The sequence below is a fragment of the Bacillus sp. URHA0034 genome, from assembly GCF_056280405.1.
In genome coordinates this window covers 3737093-3758667 of sequence record NZ_JBWCDK010000002.1, presented here as the reverse complement: position 1 = coordinate 3758667, position 21575 = coordinate 3737093, and the positions used below count along the sequence as shown (strand labels likewise).

Sequence of the window (21575 nt, the reverse complement as noted above, 5' to 3'; positions counted from 1 at the left end):
AACCGTCATCCTTCCGCTTTCAATTCCAATAATAAATCACGAAGCTCGGCGGCACGTTCGAAGTTGAGTGCCTTTGCTTCTTCCTTCATTTCTTTTTCCATGGTCATAATTAGTTTTTCTCTTTCCTTCTTCGACAACTTAGCGAAGGATGCTGATGGTTTGTACTCTTCCTGATCCTCTGCCGCTTGGGTCGCACGGATAACATCGCGGATTTCCTTTTGAATCGTCTGCGGTGTAATCCCGTGTTTTTCATTGTATTCCTCTTGGATCGCACGGCGCCGTTTGGTTTCACTAATCGCCAGCTCCATCGAGTTGGTAATTCGATCGGCATACATAATTACATGACCATTGGCATTACGGGCGGCCCGGCCGATGGTTTGAATTAATGAACGTTCCGAACGCAGGAAGCCTTCTTTGTCGGCATCAAGGATGGTGATAAGGGAAACCTCGGGAATGTCGAGTCCTTCCCGGAGCAGGTTGATTCCAATCAGAACGTCATATTTTCCAAGACGAAGCTCCCTGATAATTTCAATCCGCTCGAGTGTTTTAACCTCTGAATGTAGATATTGAACCTTAATTCCAATCTCTTTTAAGTAATCGGTTAAGTCCTCTGACATTTTTTTCGTTAAGGTCGTCACGAGGACACGTTCATTTTTCTTAACTCGGTCCTGTATTTCCCCAATCAGGTCATCAATTTGCCCTTCAATCGGACGAACCTCAATCGTCGGGTCGAGCAAACCTGTCGGACGAATGATTTGCTCGATCATCTCTGGTGTATGTTCAAGCTCATATGGTCCAGGTGTGGCCGATACAAATATCGCATTGTGGACATGCTTATCAAATTCTTCAAAGGTAAGCGGCCTGTTATCGAGTGCAGATGGGAGGCGGAAGCCGTGGTCGACTAATACCTGTTTTCGCGCCTTGTCACCATTAAACATACCCCTGATTTGCGGTAAGGTAACATGCGACTCATCGATTACCAGCAGGAAATCTTCCGGAAAATAATCTAGCAATGTATACGGAGTTGAACCCGGCGGCCTTAATGTCAAATGGCGGGAATAGTTTTCGATTCCTGAGCAAAAGCCCATTTCCCTCATCATTTCTAAATCATAGCGTGTACGCTGTTCAATCCGTTGTGCCTCAAGCAATTTATCTTCCGCTCTCAATTCGGCAAGCCGTTCCTCTAGTTCTTTTTCAATATTTTCGATGGCTACCCGCATTTTCTCTTCGCGTGTTACGAAGTGGGAGGCCGGGAAAATGGCAATGTGCGAGCGTTCGCCGATAATTTCACCTGTTAAGGCATCGACTTCGCGAATCCGGTCAATTTCGTCCCCAAAAAATTCAACACGAACGCAGTGTTCATCGCGGGAAACGGGGAAAATCTCGACAACATCACCGCGGACACGGAAAGTTCCTCGTTTAAAATCAATATCGTTTCGTTCATATTGAATATCTACGAGGCGATGCAGGAGTTGATTGCGTTCGATTTCCATCCCAGTCCGGAGAGATACGACCATCTCGCGGTACTCTTCCGGCGAACCGAGACCATAGATACAGGATACACTGGCAATGATGATGACATCTTTCCGTTCAAATAAGGACGAGGTCGCCGAGTGGCGCAGTTTATCAATTTCATCATTAATACTGGCATCTTTTTCAATGAAGGTATCGGTTTGCGGTACATACGCTTCCGGCTGATAGTAATCATAGTAGCTGACGAAGTATTCAACCGCATTGTTTGGAAAAAAATCTTTGAATTCACTGTATAGCTGACCGGCCAGCGTTTTATTATGGGCGATCACAAGGGTCGGTTTGTTCACTTCTTTTATGACGTTCGAAACGGTAAAAGTCTTCCCTGTTCCGGTCGCACCAAGCAACGTTTGATGACGTTTATTGTTTTTAATTCCTTCCACTAACTGGCGAATCGCTCCGGGCTGGTCACCTTGTGGAGAGTACTTTGAAACTAATTCAAATTGATCATTCACAATTTATTTCCTCCCGTAAAAAATATCACACTCAAGCTTTCATTCTGTCTATGATCCGGGATCGTGCTAGGTAGGTAGATTCTCGAAATTTGCATATTAACATTCTACCACAATCCCCCAAAAACAAACCAATAATATGCGAACGAATATTCGTTTTTTAAAAAAATAAAGCGGAAGCGTCCTGTAGCTGGCGATTAACCAAAGTACAAAGAACGATTAAATCATAAAAAAGCCTGCCGGTTTCCAGGCAGACTTACAGGGATGACTAGGTTCTAGCTATTTTTAACTGCGCGCGGTTTCATTTTGGCTGCCAGCCAGAAACCAGCCGTAAGCGAAAAGGCATCAATAACAATCAGGTAAAAGGTATCGGTGTAGCCTTTATAGACCGATGCTGCAATGAGCGCAACAGTTAAAACAAGGCCGACAACGCGATTGTAAGCGACCCGTGAAAAAAGCAATACAAGTAATCCAGGCATTGTGAGAGCAGAAAATATTCTAATGATCTCAAACATGGGTACACCTCATTTATAAATCTCGTTAATTATTAATTCTAAAAACTAATCAACAAAATTGCAACTAAAATATCCCTTAAACCCTAGCCCTCTCAAGATCGGCCACGGCTTTTTGCTGTGATACTAGACTAACTATTATAAATCCGAGTAGTGACAACACAATTGGCAGGACAACCGTATGCAGTCCAAAGGCATTCGGATAAAAACGATCCAATAGAATATAAGAGCCCATCCCAATAATCATCGACGTAATCGCTCCGTACTTATTACCTTTATTCCAATACAAGCCTAAGACGACTGGCCAAATAAACACAGATTCCAGTCCGCCAAACGAAAATAGATTCAGCCAGACAATTAAATCAGGTGGACTTAATGCGAGAATAATAACTATAATCCCAATAATGGCGGTTACACTGAAACTCACCTTTTTGATTTGTTTGTCCGCAGCATCGGGCTTGATGTAATTCAAATAGATATCCTTTACCAAAGCTGAGCTCACCAAGATCAGCAAAGCATCGACTGTTGACATAATCGCAGCCATCGGGGCCGCCAGCACAATCCCGGCTACAAACGGCGGCAATACTTTCATGGATAACAGCGGCATAACTGTATCCCCAATTGTCACTCCCGGTAGCACGGGGCGGGCAAACACACCAATCAAATGCATCCCCAGCATAATAAAGCCGACGACAATCGTCCCAATAATAATCGCAGAATGCATCGCTTTTGAGTTTTTATAGGACATCGCCCGGACCGTGATTTGCGGCAGTCCGACAACCCCAACGCCAACCAAAATCCAAAACGACGAAACGTAGGCCGGGGTTAAATTATGCTCGGCACCAAACGGGCTGATGAGATTCGGATTCTCCGCTGCTAAATCGGAGATGATGTTTGAAACGCCTCCGCCTGCTTTAATCGTCGCAATCAAAAGAATCAGCGTTCCCACAAACATCACCACACCTTGAACCGTATCGGTGAGCGCAACCGCACGAAAGCCCCCGACAATAACAAACACAAGTACAGAAAAAGCAAAAATCAGTAAGGCTGTTGAATAAGGCATGCCCGTCAGCGATTCCACCAGGCGCGCTCCGCCAATCCACTGTGCTGTCATCGATGAAAAAAGGAAAATAATAATACTTGCCGCTGAAAGAATCACAACCGTCTTACTTTTATATCGTTCTTTTAGAAAATCGATTAAGGTGATTGCCTTATACTGGCGGGCCACAATCGCAAATTTCTTTCCTAGGACCATTAACGTAAAATAACCGGTTACCAGCTGTGAGGTTGCGAGCAGCACCCACCCCAGCCCTTGAGTATAGGCAATGCCAGGACCGCCGATAAAACTGCTGGCACTTCCGTAAGTGGCCACCATCGTCATCGCGAGGATGAACCCGCCCATTTGCCGTTCTCCTAAGAAATACCCTTCTAAAAAAGATTCGGATTTGAGTACCAATCTGTTTGACCAAATCCCCACGGCAAATATAATCAATAAGAATAAAATCAATGGTGTAATAACAGCCCAGTTCACTTGTGTTCCTCCTCATTTACTTCAAAGGGTATATCCTGGAAAAAATACTTTACTGTTAAAATTACAAGAACAGTCATGATGATGGAGCCGAGAATGCAGCTGTAAAAGAACCAGGCCGGCAGACCAAACACGTATGTATAATCTTTGATATTGACAGAACCAAGCCCATAGGCGAAGCCAAACCAAATGATAAAATTAATAATCACAAGAATAACGCCAATTAGTGCTTCTTTATGGGCAATCTTAAAACGCTTGTCCAGAGAATCCACAGATTTTTTCACCCTTTTTCACCCCTAGTATGGATCTATATTTAGTTTAAATTTTTACCAAGTTAGAACATTTTACCACAAACACAGAAAAAACCTTACAAACATGCGTGTTAAAATCTTTTTTTAGGCTGTGTCATATTTTATTGTTGATTTAGAAAGAGAAAATAGCCGCCGTGAAAGGCGGGCATTCGGTATTGTGCTAACGAACACTTGTTAGTTCCGCAAGGTAGAAGCAAGGGAACCGATTGCGCTATCGTACCCTTTAGCGGAATGGCTTGTCGCTATTATTTTCCGTTTTTAGTTAATTAAATGCCTGCTCCCCCGCCGTAGACTAGCAAAAAAAGAGGTCGCCGGGTAGACGAACTTCTCTTTTGTACTGCTATCCTATTCCTACTACGCGTTTACCAAAACGTCCGAGCGGTACCCGTGGGAGGATTCACATGCGCAGCGGCGAACGCTTGAACGGCGGCATTGGCCACTTCCATGTCTTGCGCGATGGTGCCTCCGGCGACGCCGATACCACCGACGATCATACCTTCGCGGACGAGTGGGATGCCGCCTCCCAAGATGGTGAGCCTCCCTTGGTTCGTCGTGTTGACCCCATAGTGTTGACCGCCGGGAAGCGCCGACTGGGCTAAGTTAGCCGTGGGCATTTGCATGGCTACACTCGTCCAGGCCTTCCCCTTGGAGATGTCGATTCCGGCGATCCGGGCATGGTCCATCCGGTGGAAGGCGACCAAGTTCGCCCCGGCGTCGACGATTGCGATATCGAAGGCGAGTCCCATTTGATGGGCTTTCTGTTCCGCAACCGCGAGCAATTGTTTGGCAATTTCCAATGTAAGCAACTCATTCACTCCTTGGGTTTCGATACTCCATATCGTATGAGCCATCACCCAAATTGGGAACGAATCCCTCGATGTTGTTATATCAACATTAAGGTTTAACAGAGCCTTTTTTAAAAAGTTAAAATGCCGCTTCCCACTCAGGAAACGGCTTTTATTTTATAGGCTCTGTTGAATTTGGCTGTTGATCTCCACTCCAGGCGCTCGCTTTCCGCGGGCGTGCCGGGGAGCCTCCTCGGCGCTGAAAGCGCCTGTGGGGTCTCCCCTGCCCCGTACTCCCGCAGGAGTCGAGCGCCTTCCGCTCCAATCAACAGAGTATAAAAACAACAATATTGTTTAACAGAGCCATTTTATAAATAGCAGATGCCTGGTTGATAAAATTCAAAACAACAATTCAGTTTTAGAGGAATCTTTACTGCTCTCTTTGTCCAATCCCTAATCGTTTCATTTTTTGATAAAGCAGCGGCCTCGATATTTTAAGTAATTTGGCAGCCTGTGATTTGTTGCCGTCACAGTGCCTTAATACCTCCAATATAGCCTCCCGTTCTGCTTGGTCGCGAACCGCATCGAGGGGGCTTTTTTCATCAAGAGAAAGCGCACTTTTCTTTTTTTGAGACAAAGTTTCCTCGATAAAAAACTCAAAATCCTCAATAGTCAACTGTTTGGTCTCGTTGTCAATCCCATTCATTGCCCGTTCGAGCGTGTTTTGAAGTTCACGGACATTACCTGGCCAATGGTACTCACAGAGTAAATTTATGACGTCTTCAGATACAGCTTCAACACTCCGATTCAAAAAATGGTTCAAACCTTCAATGGCAGAAGAAACCAGGATAGGAATATCCTCAATTCGTTCCCGCAGCGAAGGAACTCGGATCTGGATGACATTCAGGCGATAATATAAATCCTCCCGAAATTTCCCCCGTTCCACGAGTTCCTTCAAATTCTGGTTACTGGCGCAAATGACCCGAGTATCGACTGGGATACTGTATTTCCCACCGATTTTGTCCACTTCCTTCTCCTGCAATACACGGAGAATCTTAGGCTGAAGGGATAGTGGCATCTGATTGATTTCATCCATGAATAGGGTTCCATGGTTTGCTAATTGAAATTTACCCATTTGACCACCTTTGCGGGCATTCGTAAAAGTCCCTTCCTCAAATCCGAATAATTCAGATTCAAACAACTCAATGGGAACAGCAGAGCAGTTCATACTGACGAACGCTTCATCGATCCTCTCACTTAAGGCGTGGATAGAATGCGCTACCAATTCCTTCCCCGATCCAGATTCGCCAGTGATCAGAACAGTTGAATTTGTTTTGGCAGCGGCCGCAATCTCTTTACGGAGCTTTTCTATTGTGGGACTCTTTCCGACAATGTTATCAATCGAATACTTGTTACTACGATTTCTCTTCTTCTGCTGCTTGAACAAGCTTAGTTTTGTAGGAAGGCTTTCTGTTTTCTTTAGGAAATCCTTCAATTCCTTATAATTATCAAAAAGATCATATTCGATTGCACCAAAAAATTGATTACCTTGATAGATCGGATAACGGCTGCTTACAAACGTAGAACTTTTTAAAAAGTAAAATTCTGCTGGCTCTGTTTCCTTCGTTACCACGATTTGATCAAGCCGGTTGGTGGGTACAATTTCTTTGATTGGCTTGCCGATAATCTTTTCAGGGTCAAGACCACTCATTTCCGCAAGACGTTTATTAAAAAAGAGGATACGGCCTTCTCTATCTACCACAATTAGTCCTTTAATGTTCTCCAGGATATTCAGACAATTTTCAAGTGTAAGCACTGGTATCTTCCCCTTTCCGAGACAGACTTTTACTATTCATCTTACCATACTAAACACTTTTTTCTTGCTGACATAATCTGGATCCTCCTTTTGGGAGATTCATATGAATTCACAAAAAAAAGAGAGCTTAATGCGCTCTCTTCCACGTAATCCAACCATTCATTTCAATGATTTCAAGATATTTCACTAGCCGGGGAAGCACTGGCTCCGCTTCTTCCCCGTACTGCCGGGCAAGCTGATCAGCAATCTCTTGAACATTATGGACACCGTTACAATGTTCAAGAACAAAGCCTCCCAAGCCTGTTACGTCAACTTTTATCGATGCCGGCTGCTTTAAATAACGTACAGAGATTTTCTCGAGCCAACTGGTACGGGGAACAACCAGGGTACTGGAATCTGCACCTGCTTCCAAATGAAGCCACTCATGGAGTTTTGGCGTCATTTCCAGGATATTTTCGACCTTCTGTTTCCTCAGGATCGTCATATCATGCTTCCTCCTTCTCTACTCAAGCCGTTTTCTTTTGCGTTCTGTCTTTTTTGCTATTGTTTTTTATCATCCAAGCCACGAGGAATAGGATAACAGCAAGTCCAATAAATAGGACTAGTGATACAGCACTATTTTGGAATACCACATTACTCGGCATTTTCACTTTAAACCAAATGAATATGGCGATAATGACACCCACTAATGATTCACCGGCAATTAATCCGGATGCAAACAGGGTTCCAGCTTCTGAACGTGATTTCTTCGTTTCTTTATTTTTCGTAAAATATTCGATCAATCCACGAATCGCTCCACCCACCATAATTGGGAGACCGGTATGGATTGGCAGATAGATTCCTACTGATACAGTTAAGGAGTTTGCCCCTAATAATTCAAATACAATCGCAGCAGCGGCACCCATGAGAATTAAATCCCAAGGCAGATTATTGGCCATAATTCCTTCAATAATCATTTTCATTAGAACTGCCTTTGGAGCAGGTAATGCTGCAGATCCAAGACCGTAAGCCTGATTCAACACAATTAAAACAAAACCAATCGTCAAACCTGCTGCGACAACCCCAACCATCATCGCAAGCTGTTGCTTCCAAGGGGTGCCTCCTACAAGGTAACCTGTCTTTAAATCCTGAGAAATATCGCCTGCAACCGCTAATGCTGTACACACGATCGCACTGACCGTGAGGGCTGCAATCATGCCCGCTTGTCCGCCAAGTCCTGTTATTTTAAATACTGTCGTAACAACAAGGAGAGTAGCGATCGTCATTCCGGATACAGGAAATGTAGAAGTTCCCACTAAGCCCACTGTTCGAGAAGCAACCGTAACAAATAGAAAACCGAAAATGGCTACACAGACAGCGCCAATAAGACCGACATTTGTTGCAGGAGCAAAGGCAATGATGGCAATCAGAATGAGTATCCCTGCCATAACCCATTTCATTCGTATATCACGATTCGTCCGCTCGCCGATTTCACCACCAGTTTGTTTTTCTTTTAACCCTTTTACGGTATCAATTAAGGAACGGAAAATCGTCGGAAGTGACCGGATTAAGGAAATCAATCCTCCGGTTGCCACTGCCCCAGCACCAATATAGCGAATATAACTATTCCAGATTCCCCAGGCATCCAATTTACTGATGGGTTCAGTGGCCGGAGCCAAGGCATGGAGTCCTGTACCGCCAAAAAAGCTAATCATTGGGATTAACACTAACCAGGCTAGTGCGCCTCCTGCAAACATTTGACCTGCAATGCGGGGGCCAATCAGAAACCCGACACCAAGCAACGAGGGATAGATATCTGCTCCTATAACGGCATTTTTTAAGCCGCTGATCTTTGTTTCAATTTCTGTTTTAAAAAGTAAAAACCCATCACCTAAAGATTTGAACACGCCGCCTATTAAGAAGCCAGATACGACTGTCCTTGCGCTTGTCCCTCCTGTTTCACCGGATTTAAGCACTTCTGCACATGCAGTTCCTTCCGGATATGGAAGAGTTTCGTGTTCATTGACAATTAATAATTTGCGCAGCGGGATCATCATGAAGACACCAAGAAAGCCCCCAGTCAAAACGATAAACATAATTAACCCTTGACTTGGTGTCAGGTGCCACATAAAAAACGCTGGAATCGTAAATACAGCCCCTGTTGCTACCCCTTCACCGGCCGTTGTAATTGTCTGTACAATATTATTTTCTAAAATCGACTTTCGTTTAAATAAGACCCGCAAAATCGCCATTGAGATTACGGCAGCAGGAATAGAAGCGCCTGTGACAAGGCCTATTTTCAACCCCATGTAGGCATTAGCCGCACCGATCACAACAGCAAGGATAATCCCTAGAACCAGTGCGATCACTGTTAATTCGGGCAGAGATACAGAAGCAGGAGTATATGGGATGAATTTTGAATTATCTGATTTATTCTTCATCAAGGATGACCTACTTTCTATTTACATTAATATTTTTTTCTTCCTTCTAGGTTAAAAACTTAAAAACAGCTTGGACAACCAACTCTACACCCTGCTCTAAAGAGTCTTCATCTATGGCAAATTTAGGATGATGGTGAGGGTAAATAATTCCCTTCTCCTCGTTCCCTGCTCCAATGTAATAGTAGCAGCCTGGCGCTTTCTGCTGAAAAGCAGAGAAATCGTCGCCGCCCATATCCGGTTTGATCATGGCCAACGCTTCTTCCCCAAATGTTTCGAGCACCGTTTCTTTAAGGATTTGTGTAACTTCTTGATCATTAATAACGGCACGGTATCCATATTCATAGTTGAATGTATAGGACGCACCATGTGCCAGGGTAATCCCATTGACCACTCGCTCCATTAAGACCGGGATCTCTTTTCTCAATTCAGAATCAAAAGTTCGGACCGTTCCACAAATCTCAACTGATCCTGGAATGACATTGTGGGCTGTTCCACCATTAAATTTTGTGACGGATAGAACAACACTTTCAAGAGGGTCTGTATTCCTTGAAACGACTTGTTGAAGATTAGTGACGACCTGTGATCCAATCGCAATGCTATCGATTGTATCTTGCGGGAGAGCTGCATGGCCTCCTTTTCCTTCAATCGTAATCCAGAAGGTATCCGATGCAGCATTCATCGGTCCGAAAACCAACCCAATTTTCCCCACTTCCAAGGGAGACCACAAGTGGGCACCAATAACGAAATCGACTCCTTCCATTACCCCGGCTTCAACCATTTCTTCTGCGCCGCCAGGAAACAGCTCTTCCGCATGCTGAAACAAAAATCGCACTTCCCCTATGATCTTGTCTTTCATCCCAGATAGTATTTTGGCTATGCCAAGTAACATTGCCGTATGACCATCATGTCCACATGCATGCATGACACCATCATTCTGTGAAACAAACTCAAACGTATTTTCTTCCCTAATGGGAAGGGCATCCATATCTGCACGAATGGCAAGGACCTTTCCAGGTTGATCGCCGATTAACCTGGCCATTACACTGTTTGGAGTTGGCCGGGACAATTGTAAGTTCCCGAATAATGCGAGTGTTTCATACACGAAATGAGCTGTTTCCACTTCATGAAAAGATAACTCTGGATGCTGGTGAAGATATCGTCTCCATTTAATGACCTGATCTTTAATGTTTTTTGCTGTATCTTTCCAAATAATAGTAGACAACGTTTCCATCCTTTCATAACTTAGTATTTTAATATACTTGCAAGAATCGTGCCAAAGAGTAAATAATTCGAAAAAATCAGATTTAAACAGTCATTTATCAACAAAACATGACAATCATTCTTGTTTAGAAGTGTAAGTTTAAACGGACAATTATTTTACTGTTTCTACGATTTTTTTATAATTTACTGAATAATTCTCCTATTTTATCGACTGTAAGTTTAAACAGACACCGTTTTTATAAACTTACACGGAATATTATTCCAAAATAACAGAGTACAACCGCTCCACTGCTGCAGCAATATTTTCTTCTTTAAGATTAGCAAATCCCAAAAGCAAACTAAGCCGTTTTTCGGTCCATGCGTTTTTCTTCAACATAAATCGACGCATGGAATAGATTTCAAGTTTTAGCTGTGCGGCTCTTTTCTCTATTTCCTGATAACTTTTCTTCGTTTTAAAATGAGCGAGAAAATGAAGTCCTGCCGAAACATCCTCAATCTGGACTTTCTCTTCAAACCGGTGCTGAAGTTCAGTAATTAACAATTTCCTTCGTGTTTCATACTGATGGTTCATCCTTTTTACGTGTCTGGCATATTCTCCGCTTTCGATAAAAAAATGTAACGTAAAAAGCATAAGAGTGTTGCTGTATTGCATGGAATTAGCATAATGCTTCCGATATTCCCTCAGAAGATCAGGCGGTAAAACCATATAACTAATCCGTAAACCCGGGAGCACGGTTTTCGAAAAAGTCCCCATGTATATGACCCGATGGTTTCGATCTAAACTTTGTAAGGATGGAATATTGTCTGTTTCATATTTAAATTCACTATCATAGTCATCCTCGACAATGTATCTTTTATCGCTTTGGACCGCCCAATTTAACAGTTCGATTCGTCTGGAAATCGGCATAATTTTACCCGTAGGGAATTGATGTGATGGGGTAACAAACACAATATTTGCATTCGCTGATTCGATTTCTGTCATCTCAATCCCCTGGTCATCTAATGAAACAGGATGAACAGCAAAGTTCATCTTTTTCAGGAGTTCGTAAAATCGGGCATAGCCAGGATTCTCTACTGCAACTACGGAATCCTCGCTTTGCAATTCCATCAATTGACCTACTAATAATTGTGTCCCTGCCCCAATCACAATTTGCTCAGGCTCACAATTGACGCCCCGGGTCAAGGCAATCATTCGGCAAATCGTCTCTCTCACTACATACGGACCTTGGGAATAGGCAATTTCCGAAAGCTCTCTTTTATAGGATTCAATCGCTACTTCCTGACACTTCATCCATTCCTTAAATGGGAATAACGAAATATCTGAAGCCATATGTGACAGTGAAAGCCATCCCTCCCGGTTGGACGGTTCTTCCTTTAAGTCATCCGCCAGCTTATCTTTAAAAAATTTTTCTTCCTCAATAAATTGATTAATGTTTTCAACGAAGTACCCTTTTCGCTCAATCGCGTAGATGTACCCCTCAGCAAGCAGCTGTTCATAGCCAAAGCTAACGGAATTAATACTTACGTTTAGCTGATCGGCTAATGACCTTTTCGAAGGAAGCTTTTCATTCGCTTTTAATTTCCCTTTTAAAATGTTGTCCTTAATCCCCATATATATTTGTTGGTAGATATAATTCGTATCCCTCTGTTTATCAATTAGTATGAACATCCTGCTTCACTCTCCATCTGGTACCTTTTTTTTTTCTATTTTGGTACTTTTCATTATATCAGTTTTTTGTGATACTTTTAGTAAATTACGAATAAATTAAGGGGCGATTAGGATGTCAGTTTCTTATACACAAACAGAAGAATTACAGGAAAAACGAAAAAAATATGTACCGAAGGGTGTCAGCAACGGCAATTTAAACTTTGCTCAGCATGCTTCCGGAGCAACAGTAACAGATATCGATAACAATGAATGGATTGACTTCGCAGGTGCAATTGGAACATTAAATGTCGGACACAGCCATCCAAAAGTAACCGAAGCAGTCAAAAACCAAGTAGATAAATTTTTACATCCCGGATTCAATGTCATGATGTATGATGGCTATATCAATCTTGCCGAAAAATTATGCCAGATCACACCTGGGAATTTTGACAAACAAGCCATTTTCTTTAACTCAGGTGCAGAAGCAGTTGAGAATGCGATTAAAATTTCCCGCCGATTTACGAAAAGACCCGCTGTTGTTTCGTTTGTACGCGGATACCATGGCCGAACGAATTTAACGATGGGCATGACAAGTAAGGTAAAGCCCTATAAATTTGGGTTTGGACCATTTGCTCCAGAAATCTATCAAGCACCATTTCCTTATATGTACCACAAGCCTGCCGGGATGACGGAGGAAGAATATGTAGATCAGGTTATTCAAGACTTTGAAGATTTCTTCATCGCAACAGTTGCTCCTGAAATGGTTGCTTGTGTTGTCATGGAGCCTATCCAAGGTGAAGGCGGCTTTGTTATTCCGCCGAAAAAATTCGTGCAAGCCGTCAGCCGTTTCTGTAAGGACCATGGAATTGTTTTTGTCGCAGATGAAATTCAAACAGGATTTGGCCGGACGGGCACATTATTTGCCATCGAGCATTTTGATGTTACTCCAGATTTGATCACTGTTTCAAAGTCGTTAGCCGCTGGTCTTCCGTTAAGCGGTGTCGTCGGAAAAACAGAAATTCTAAATGTGGCCGATCCTGGAGAGCTTGGCGGCACTTATGCAGGAAGTCCTGTCGCTTGTGCCGCAGCGTTAGCTGTCATTGACATTATCGAAGAAGAAAATTTAGTATCTAAAGCAGAAATTCTCGGACAAAAAATAGAAGCAAAATTACAAGAGCTTAGCAATAAGCATGTCTTTGTAGGAGATATCCGCCGTTTAGGTGCGATGGTTGCCTGTGAGATCGTGGAAGACCGCGTGAGCAAAAAACCAAACAAAGCGAAAACAGCAGAAATTGTGAAATACGCCAACGCAAATGGACTTTTACTTCTTTCTGCCGGTCTCAAAAGCAACGTTATTCGTTTCTTAGCCCCATTAGTGATTACAGATCAAGAATTAGCAAAAGGCTTAGCCATCCTGGAAAAGGCATTTCAATAGAACAGCTTAAAGCTGACAAGTAGTGGGTGCTTTCCAACTAGACCATTCAAAAACTTAAGGGCCCAGTTCTGCACGTGCAAACTGGGCCTCTATCAAAAATTTTATACTAGAAAAATAGGCGGTGGACTAAAATGGCCAATCTATTACAAGTGAAAAATCCGGCAACAGGTCAAGTAATCAAAGAAATACGAATTAATACAGAAGAAGAAATACAGCAAGCACTAAAGAATGGACATGAAAGCTTTAAAAAGTGGGCAAAAATCAATGCACATGAACGTTCCAGATTATTAAGAAACTGGTCAGAACTCATTCAGGAGCATAAAGCAGAAATTGCTGAAATCATGACACTCGAAAATGGAAAGCCGCTCAGTGAATCACTTGGTGAAGTCGATTATGCCACAAGCTATATTGATTGGTATGCAGAAGAGGCCAAACGCATCTACGGAAGAACCGTCCCTGCTTCCTCCGAAACGAAAAGAATCGTTGTTACCAAACAGCCAATCGGTTTAGTGGCTGCGATTACGCCATGGAATTTCCCGGCAGCGATGATGACAAGAAAAGCAGCTCCTGCATTGGCAGCTGGCTGCCCGTTTATTGTAAAACCGCCAGTAGAAACACCGTTGACGACAATCAGATTAGTTGAGCTTGCCCACGAAGCAGGGTTCCCTTCCGATGTGATTCAGTACGTGAATGGTTCGGGCACAATGGTCGGGGATCTTTTTACAAAAAGTGATTACGTCCGCAAAATCACCTTTACAGGCTCTACTCCTGTCGGAAAGCTATTAATCAAAAACAGTGCGGATACGGTGAAACATGTAACAATGGAATTAGGAGGCCATGCTCCTCTCATCGTTGCTGAAGATGCCGATCTAGACTTTGCCGTTCAGCAAACACTCTTAACGAAGTTTAGGAATGCTGGCCAAACATGTGTGTGTGCGAACCGAATTATTGTCCATGAACAGATTGCTGAGGTTTTCTCTGCCAAATTAGCAGAAGCCACTAAAAAGTTGAAAGTCGGCAATGGAATGGATCAAGAAACACAGGTAGGACCGATTATTAACGAAAAGAGTTTTAACAAAATCGTCGATCAAATTAATGATGCGATTGAAAAAGGTGCTGAGGTACTGGCGGGGAATCAATTCAATGCTGATAGGGAACAAGGCTACTTCTTCGTCTACCCTACTGTCTTATCAAATGTTAACCTGGATATGAATATCATGCAGGAGGAAACATTTGGTCCGGTCGCGCCAATTATTACCTTTAAAAGCTTAGAGGAAGCGGTAGAGATCGCCAATAGTACTCCGTATGGTTTAGCGGCCTATTTCTTCACTAATAACTATAAAACCGGAACATACCTTAGTGAAAATCTCGACTTTGGCATTGTCGGCTGGAATGATGGGGCTCCGTCCGGCGCCCATATCCCATTCGGTGGTATGAAGGAAAGCGGAATCGGCCGCGAAGGCGGTCTAGAAGGAATTGAGCCTTACCTGGAAACAAAATATCTATCTATCGGAAATCTTTAATATATTCTCACATACCAGTAAGTTGGTGCTTGGTACCCTATAGGCATATTTATTTCTGTAAAAAGAACGTGCTATCACATGCACGTTCTTTTTTATGGTTTAATTCACGTCGTACCCTTGGTCATCAGATTAATACGTTACCAAATTAAAATTACCTTTAATATTAGTTCTACCAAAGAGAACTTTAGCAATTAAGTAAGGAGAAACTAGTAGGCTCCCCTGCACGCCCGCGGAAAGCGAAGCCGCCTGGAGCGGAAATCAACATACAAGATTAACACAGCCTTTGTAAAAAAAGTTTAAAAATGCTCAATATCTTTATAAGAATAACGGCAGAATATAAAGAAAATCTAAATTAAATGGGAGATTGTAAACTTCAAGGGGGGACTACCTTGTTCAATCAGTTCGTAAAAGCTGTACCCAATTTATTCACGCTGGGAAATCTATTGTGCGGTGTGCTGTCCATTACATGTATTATGAGTGGCTTTTTAGAGGTATCAGCCGTTTTAATACTCTTCTCAGCTGTTTTTGACCTAATAGATGGAAGGGTAGCTAGAAAATTAAAGGTGTACAGTGCATTGGGTGTACAATTGGATTCCTTAGCTGATATTGTCAGTTTCGGAGTGGCACCTGCACTTTTATTTCATTCCTTAGCTGCACCATCTATTTTAACTTCATTAGCATTTATTCTTTTCCCCATGATGGGGGCATTAAGATTAGCTAGGTTCAATGTTAAACCCACGATTGGATATTTTAGCGGATTACCTATTCCAGCTGCCGGGTTGCCTTTGGCTGGGATGGGATTCTTTTTATATAGCAATGCGTGGATCACCCTAATCCTTGCTCTCTTAATGGTAAGTCCAATTAGGGTTAAAAAACTTTAATTGTACGAACCTTTGTAAAAAAGCTAGTATCCTGATCGAAAAGGAGCAGCTTTTTTCTTTTTAGCTTGGAAATGGAATAAAAATCTACTACCATGGAAGTATAGTCAAGATTCCGGAAAATGTAGTGCAGTATCACGTAAGAACTTGGGGGCATTATAGACATTTTCAATTAAGATAATAGAGGTGAATGATGGAGTCAGAAAGACACTCGAAAAAACAATTCTTCGGATTAAGTTCAGTGATTTTGGTTCTTGGTATGGTTAGTCTTTTGACAGACCTTTCGAGTCAGATGATTGTTCCGATTCTTCCACTTTATTTAACTTCCGTCTTACATGTCCAAGTTGGGACCGTGGGGATTATCGAGGGAATTGCCGAGAGTACAGCAAGTATTTTAAAGTTTTTCTCCGGGTGGATTTCGGATCGATTTGGTAAGAGAAAATGGTTAATGGTTGGCGGTTATGGATTATCCAATCTCATTAAACCTTTTTTCGCCTTATCCTCCACATGGGGTCAAGTTCTGTTTATTCGGTTTGCGGACCGTTTTGGTAAAGGAATTCGTACTTCGCCAAGAGATGCCATTCTGGCCGATACCACGACAAAAGAAGAACGTGGAAAAGCCTTTGGATTTAGACGGTCAATGGATACCCTTGGTGCAGCTCTTGGACCTTTTGTCACCTACTTAATTCTTACTCTCTGGAATGGGAGTTATCAGGCGGTATTTTGGATATCTGCCATCCCAGGATTAATGGCAACGCTGCTCCTCATCTTCTTCTTAAAAGAGAAACGGAATCCAATAAAAACACCAAGTAATGTAAAAATGTTACCGAAGATTAGCTTCAAGGGGCTTAATTCACGTTTTGTATGGTTCACACTTATAACTTTCCTCTTTACAATAGGGAACTTTTCTGATGCGTTCCTGATCTTACGAGCGAAAGACGTTGGTATGGCTGCCGAATATATACCACTGACCTATTTTGCTTACAACATAATTACAAGTATTTTTTCTACTCCATTTGGGATCATTTCTGACCGAATTGGCCGCCGCCCCGTTTTAATAACAGGTTATGTCCTGTTTGCACTTATTTATCTCGGCTTCGGTCTGGTCCAGACTGTCTCGGGGATTTGGATCTTATTTTTTATTTATGGGTTGTACTATGCGACTACGGAAGGGATACAAAAGGCATATGTAGCCGATATGGTACCTGAAGGACAACGAGGGATGGCAATGGGTACATTTAATGCCTTAACGGGTATTGCTGCCTTGCCCGCAAGCGTGATGGCAGGTTTTTTGTGGCAGTCCTTTGGTGCGTTCACCGCTTTTGGTGTCAGTAGTTTACTTGCCATTATTTCTGCTTTGCTGATGTTTATTCTTCGTATATAAAAGGCGGAAATAAACATGAAAGAGCGATATATTACCTAAAAGGAACACCCAATTTATGATTTTTTTTAATAAGTGAAGAGCCGATATTTACACTAATAAACGATAAAATAACGTGGGCTTTTTTGTTGGAAAAAGAATTTAAGATAGGTAACAATGAAATGTATAGGTTATGTTTATAGAGGAAGGGAGTGAAAAACAATGGATTTCGGAATGGTTATGCAGGAACTGGAAGCGCTTGGCAAGGATCGAATGAAAAAGACTTACCTAAGCAATGGTGCACACGAGCCGCTTTTTGGGGTGGCCACAGGCGCAATGAAGCCAATCGCCAAGAAAATCAAGAAAAATCAACCATTAGCCGAGCAGCTTTATGCGACCGGAAACTATGACGCTATGTATTTTGCCGGCATCATTGCCGAACCACTAGCAATGACCGTGGAAGATTTTGAGCGTTGGATAGATGCGGCATATTTTTATATGCTGTCTGATTATGTAGTTGCCGTAACTTTGGCGGAAACCGATATTGCCCAAGCTGTGGCCGATAAATGGATCACAAGCGGGGAAGAACTTAGAATGTCGGCAGGCTGGAGCTGTTACTGCTGGCTTTTGGGCAACCGCCCGGATAGCGAATTTAGTGCAAGTAAGATTGCCAGTATGCTTGACCAGGTAGAAAAAACGATTCATGATTCTCCTGATCGAACAAAATCCGCTATGAATAATTTTATTTACACAGTCGGGACTTCCTATTTGCCGCTCCATGATAAGGCCGTTGAAACCGCAAAGGCAGTAGGACCAGTTGAAATCAAGCGGGACAAGAAAAAAAGCAGTATTCTGCTTGCTTCGGAAAATATCCAAAAGGAAATAGACCGAGGGAGGCTTGGGTTCAAACGCAAATACGTCAGGTGCTAACTAGCAGAATCTAGAGCACTTATATTTCACTTCGAACGTCATTTTCTATGCCTACGGAACGGAAAAAGGGATTGCAGTGCAATCCCTTTTGGTTGTATTGTTTAAATGGAATCAACTGGAGCTTGTGAACAAGAAAATGTCCCTTTTTCGATCTGAATCGTAGTATGTTCGATTCCAAATTCATCATGTAGTTCTTTATTTAATCGTTGCAATAATTGATCATTATCGGTTATATCCGACCGGACTAGGTGTACGGTTAACGCCGGCTCAGTAGTACTCATTCCCCATACATGTAAATCATGTACCTCAACAACAGTTGGTAAGTGGTTTAAATAATTTTTTATCTTATCCATATCAATCCCATCTGGAACGGCATCTAGTGATAAATTGATTGATTCACTTAATAATCCCCAGGTACCAATAAAGATAACGACCGCAATCACTAAACTTACCAGCGGGTCAATCCATTGCCAGCCGGACCAAAGCATAATGAAACCAGATACGACAACCCCTAAAGAAACCACCGCGTCTGCCACCATGTGTAAGTAAGCTCCGCGAATATTCAAGTCATGTTTCCTGCCTGACATAAATAGGAAGGCCGTTATGGAATTAATTACGATGCCAATAAGTGCCACGATGATTACTGTCTTGCCAGCAACAGGGGCCGGAGCGGAGAACCTTTGCACCGCCTCCCAGGCAATCGCACCAATAGCTACTAGCAGAAACACCGCATTAAAAAGTGCAGCCAGAATAGAGCTTTTCTTAAAACCATACGTCCGCTTAGACGTTGGTGCTTTTTTCCCCAGCCAAACAGCAATCCATGCAATAACCAATCCTAGGACATCACTTAAATTATGTCCGGCATCGGCTAGTAAAGCCAGTGAGTCTCCCAATAGTCCAAAAATGACTTCTATTATGATAAAGATTAGGTTTAAAGTGATCCCCATGCCAAAAGCAAATCCATAATTGGCTGGAGCATGATGATGATGGCCGTGGCCATGTGAATGTCCATGATGATGGTGATGATGAGCCATGTTTATCCCCCCAGAGCTCTCAATGTAAAGTGGCTCTATTTCTCTTTCTAAAACGAAAATATTCCGATTAACGATAGTTTTTTCTATTCTATAATTTTCAATACATTTTGTTGCGAACCAAAGCATATAATTCCTTTATTCTTTCACTCTTACCAGTCTCAACCCGTTTAGCGTCACAAGCAAAGTGACACCCATATCAGCAAAAATGGCAATCCACAAGGTCAGCCAGCCGGGCACAACTAAGAGGAGAGCAAGCAATTTAACAACAATCGATAAAGTGATATTCTGCTTGATAATTTGCAGCGTTTTTCGGCTCAACTTGATCGTGAACGGGAGTTTCGTTAGATCATCGTTCATCAAAGCAATGTCAGCAGTCTCGAGGGCTGTGTCAGTCCCTGCCCCGCCCATCGCAATTCCGACCGTAGCAGCAGCCAGGGCCGGAGCATCGTTCACGCCGTCGCCAACCATCGCAACCCTTCCGTATTGAGCTTTTAAATTTTTGATAAAAGTTAATTTATCTTCTGGCAGCAACTCTGATTCTACTCGATTAACACCCGCCTCACGGCCAATCGCTTCAGCTGTGACATGGTTATCTCCTGTCAGTAAAATGGTCTGCTCAATCCCGAGCTGTTTAAGGCGATCAATCACAAGACTGCTACTATCACGGACCTCATCGGCCACCGCAATCAATCCGAGAATCTCGCGATTAGTTCCGGCTATCATAACCGTTTTCCCTTGACTCTGCAGCAGCGATACTTTTTCTAAAACCGCCTCAGGTACTTCAGCGAATAACTTCAAGTTACCAATTTGATAGTCTGTTCCATCCACTCTGCCCTTTATTCCTTTTCCTGTTATTGATAAGAAATCCTCCACCACAAGATTTTGCTGAAGAGGGGCGGCTTTTTTCACAATGGCAGCAGCAAGTGGATGCTGTGATTTACTTTCAAGTGCCGCAACAATACCCAGGAGTTTTTCATCGGCGCTGAAATTCACGAAATCCGTCACGACGGGAACCCCTTTTGTAAGCGTCCCGGTCTTGTCAAAGGCAATCGCCTTCAAGGCTCCTGCTTCCTCTAAAAAGCTTCCGCCCTTAATCAACACGCCATTCCGTGCTCCATTGCCAATCGCTGTAACGATCGAAACAGGCGTTGAAATCACGAGGGCACAAGGACAACCGACAACTAACACGGCAAGCCCTTGATAAATCCACTCCTGCCAGCCAGCTGACAAGAACAAGGGCGGCACCACAGCAACAAGAATGGCCACGATAATAATGACAGGGGTATAATACTTGGCGAAACGGTCAACAAATTGCTGTGACGGGGCCTTTTCGGCCTGGGCTTCTTCTACCAAATGAATGATTCTGGCAATGGTTGTATCATCGACAAGTTTCGTTACTTTCACTTTTAAAAAGCCTGCTTCATTGAGGGTACCTGCGAATACTTCATCATCGATACCTCGTTCGACTGGAACGGACTCACCGGTGATCGCAGCTTGATTGATCGACGAGGCTCCCTCGATAATCACCCCATCCATTGCGATCATTTGGCCTGGCTTGACGAGCATAATGTCCCCCACTTCAATATCTTCCGCTTTTAAAAGGAGTTCTTTCCCCTTGCGAACGACAAGCGCTTCTGTCGGAGCATGCTCCATCAGCGAACGAATGGAATTTCGCGCTTTGTCCATGGAATAGCCCTCAAGGACTTCACTAATGGCAAATAGTATGACAACTACTGCCCCCTCCCTCCATTCACCAATGATCGCAGCACCGATAATGGCGATTGTCATTAAGGTTTTCATATCAAAATCAAACCTGATTACATTTTTAATACCCGTTTTAAATAGAGGATATCCACCTATTAATATAGCAGCGGCAAATAGTATGGTTTCAGAGAACATATAGCCTGCCAGTAGAAATAGCAGTGATAATCCCAACAGAGAGTATCTCTTCCAGAAAAGTTCTCTTTGAATCATCGTTAGTTTTTCCTTTTCCGGGACAAGGATTAATTTTTCAAAAGCACCTGCTTTATGCAGTTCTTCAAGGCTTGTGTTTCCATAGACCGTGAGCTTAGAAGCTCCGAAATTAACTTTGGCATCAACAACACCATCCAGGTGCTGTACGTTCTTCTCGAACTTGGCTGCGCAGCTTGTTCAGGAAAAGCCTTGAACACGATAAACTTGTTTCTCCATCG

Annotated in this window: 17 protein-coding genes; 5 read left to right on the top strand and 12 right to left on the bottom strand. The window is 42.9% G+C overall.

Annotation, left to right across the window (positions count from 1 at the left end; all coding sequences use genetic code 11):
- Window positions 1-5: 5 nt before the first annotated feature.
- The 10 genes from uvrB to gabR form a co-directional block, all read right to left on the bottom strand.
- Window positions 6-1985 (bottom strand): excinuclease ABC subunit UvrB, encoded by a 1980-nt coding sequence (uvrB, locus tag ACZ9EE_RS20040; protein WP_476029871.1) that lies wholly within the window; start codon window positions 1983-1985, stop codon window positions 6-8.
- Window positions 1986-2257: 272 nt separating this feature from the next.
- Window positions 2258-2497 carry a CsbA family protein gene (locus ACZ9EE_RS20035; RefSeq protein ID WP_476029870.1) on the bottom strand — a complete coding sequence of 80 codons (240 nt, stop codon included), beginning with the start codon at window positions 2495-2497 and terminating at the stop codon, window positions 2258-2260.
- A gap of 76 nt (window positions 2498-2573) precedes the next feature.
- Window positions 2574-4025: a sodium/pantothenate symporter gene (panF, locus tag ACZ9EE_RS20030; RefSeq protein ID WP_476029868.1), complete on the bottom strand. Its 1452-nt coding sequence runs from the start codon at window positions 4023-4025 to the stop codon at window positions 2574-2576.
- Window positions 4022-4306, bottom strand: coding sequence for a YhdT family protein (locus ACZ9EE_RS20025; RefSeq protein ID WP_476029866.1), 285 nt, complete (start codon window positions 4304-4306; stop codon window positions 4022-4024). Before ACZ9EE_RS20025 ends, panF begins: the two co-directional genes overlap by 4 nt.
- 389 nt (window positions 4307-4695) lie before the next feature.
- Entirely contained in the window at window positions 4696-5139 is a 444-nt protein-coding gene (locus ACZ9EE_RS20020) for a GlcG/HbpS family heme-binding protein (protein ID WP_476029864.1), read from the bottom strand.
- A gap of 409 nt (window positions 5140-5548) precedes the next feature.
- Window positions 5549-6934, bottom strand: coding sequence for a sigma-54 interaction domain-containing protein (locus ACZ9EE_RS20015; protein ID WP_476029862.1), 1386 nt, complete (start codon window positions 6932-6934; stop codon window positions 5549-5551).
- A gap of 127 nt (window positions 6935-7061) precedes the next feature.
- Entirely contained in the window at window positions 7062-7418 is a 357-nt protein-coding gene (locus tag ACZ9EE_RS20010; protein WP_476029860.1) for a PqqD family protein, read from the bottom strand.
- Between the two features lie 22 nt (window positions 7419-7440).
- Window positions 7441-9354 (bottom strand): OPT family oligopeptide transporter, encoded by a 1914-nt coding sequence (locus ACZ9EE_RS20005; RefSeq protein WP_476029858.1) that lies wholly within the window; start codon window positions 9352-9354, stop codon window positions 7441-7443.
- A 46-nt stretch (window positions 9355-9400) separates the two neighbouring features.
- Window positions 9401-10585: a M20 family metallopeptidase gene (locus ACZ9EE_RS20000; RefSeq protein ID WP_476029856.1), complete on the bottom strand. Its 1185-nt coding sequence runs from the start codon at window positions 10583-10585 to the stop codon at window positions 9401-9403.
- A gap of 246 nt (window positions 10586-10831) precedes the next feature.
- On the bottom strand, window positions 10832-12244 hold the full coding sequence (gabR, locus tag ACZ9EE_RS19995) for a MocR-like transcriptional regulator GabR (RefSeq protein WP_476029854.1): 1413 nt from the start codon (window positions 12242-12244) through the stop codon (window positions 10832-10834).
- 106 nt (window positions 12245-12350) lie between these two features.
- Between gabR and gabT the strand changes: the two genes are divergently transcribed.
- The 5 genes from gabT to ACZ9EE_RS19970 all read left to right on the top strand — a co-directional run bounded on the left by gabT (window position 12351) and on the right by ACZ9EE_RS19970 (window position 18349).
- Window positions 12351-13658 carry a 4-aminobutyrate--2-oxoglutarate transaminase gene (gene gabT, locus ACZ9EE_RS19990; RefSeq protein ID WP_476033021.1) on the top strand — a complete coding sequence of 436 codons (1308 nt, stop codon included), beginning with the start codon at window positions 12351-12353 and terminating at the stop codon, window positions 13656-13658.
- Between the two features lie 131 nt (window positions 13659-13789).
- Window positions 13790-15181 carry an NAD-dependent succinate-semialdehyde dehydrogenase gene (locus ACZ9EE_RS19985; RefSeq protein WP_476029852.1) on the top strand — a complete coding sequence of 464 codons (1392 nt, stop codon included), beginning with the start codon at window positions 13790-13792 and terminating at the stop codon, window positions 15179-15181.
- A gap of 389 nt (window positions 15182-15570) precedes the next feature.
- Window positions 15571-16062, top strand: a complete 492-nt coding sequence (gene pssA, locus ACZ9EE_RS19980) for a CDP-diacylglycerol--serine O-phosphatidyltransferase (RefSeq protein WP_476029850.1) — start codon at window positions 15571-15573, stop codon at window positions 16060-16062.
- Between the two features lie 187 nt (window positions 16063-16249).
- Entirely contained in the window at window positions 16250-17443 is a 1194-nt protein-coding gene (locus ACZ9EE_RS19975; protein WP_476029848.1) for an MFS transporter, read from the top strand.
- Window positions 17444-17641: 198 nt separating this feature from the next.
- Window positions 17642-18349 carry a DNA alkylation repair protein gene (locus ACZ9EE_RS19970; protein WP_476029847.1) on the top strand — a complete coding sequence of 236 codons (708 nt, stop codon included), beginning with the start codon at window positions 17642-17644 and terminating at the stop codon, window positions 18347-18349.
- A gap of 101 nt (window positions 18350-18450) precedes the next feature.
- On the opposite strand, the gene ACZ9EE_RS19965 is transcribed toward ACZ9EE_RS19970, so the two are convergent.
- A complete protein-coding gene (locus ACZ9EE_RS19965; protein WP_476029845.1) occupies window positions 18451-19383 on the bottom strand; it encodes a cation diffusion facilitator family transporter in 933 nt (310 codons plus the stop codon).
- A gap of 135 nt (window positions 19384-19518) precedes the next feature.
- Window positions 19519-21573, bottom strand: a complete 2055-nt coding sequence (locus tag ACZ9EE_RS19960; RefSeq protein WP_476033020.1) for a heavy metal translocating P-type ATPase — start codon at window positions 21571-21573, stop codon at window positions 19519-19521.
- Window positions 21574-21575: the final 2 nt, after the last annotated feature.

Excerpts from the sequence above, each read along its gene's own strand:
- ACZ9EE_RS20035 (WP_476029870.1), bottom strand. The coding sequence starts at position 2,497 with ATGTTTGAGATCATTAGAATATTTTCTGCTCTCACAATGCCTGGATTA.
- ACZ9EE_RS20010 (WP_476029860.1), bottom strand. The coding sequence starts at position 7,418 with ATGACGATCCTGAGGAAACAGAAGGTCGAAAATATCCTGGAAATGACG.
- ACZ9EE_RS20005 (WP_476029858.1), bottom strand. The coding sequence starts at position 9,354 with ATGAAGAATAAATCAGATAATTCAAAATTCATCCCATATACTCCTGCT.
- ACZ9EE_RS20000 (WP_476029856.1), bottom strand. The coding sequence starts at position 10,585 with ATGGAAACGTTGTCTACTATTATTTGGAAAGATACAGCAAAAAACATT.
- gabR (WP_476029854.1), bottom strand. The coding sequence starts at position 12,244 with ATGTTCATACTAATTGATAAACAGAGGGATACGAATTATATCTACCAA.
- ACZ9EE_RS19985 (WP_476029852.1), top strand. The coding sequence starts at position 13,790 with ATGGCCAATCTATTACAAGTGAAAAATCCGGCAACAGGTCAAGTAATC.
- ACZ9EE_RS19975 (WP_476029848.1), top strand. The coding sequence starts at position 16,250 with ATGATGGAGTCAGAAAGACACTCGAAAAAACAATTCTTCGGATTAAGT.
- ACZ9EE_RS19970 (WP_476029847.1), top strand. The coding sequence starts at position 17,642 with ATGGATTTCGGAATGGTTATGCAGGAACTGGAAGCGCTTGGCAAGGAT.
- ACZ9EE_RS19965 (WP_476029845.1), bottom strand. The coding sequence starts at position 19,383 with ATGGCTCATCATCACCATCATCATGGACATTCACATGGCCACGGCCAT.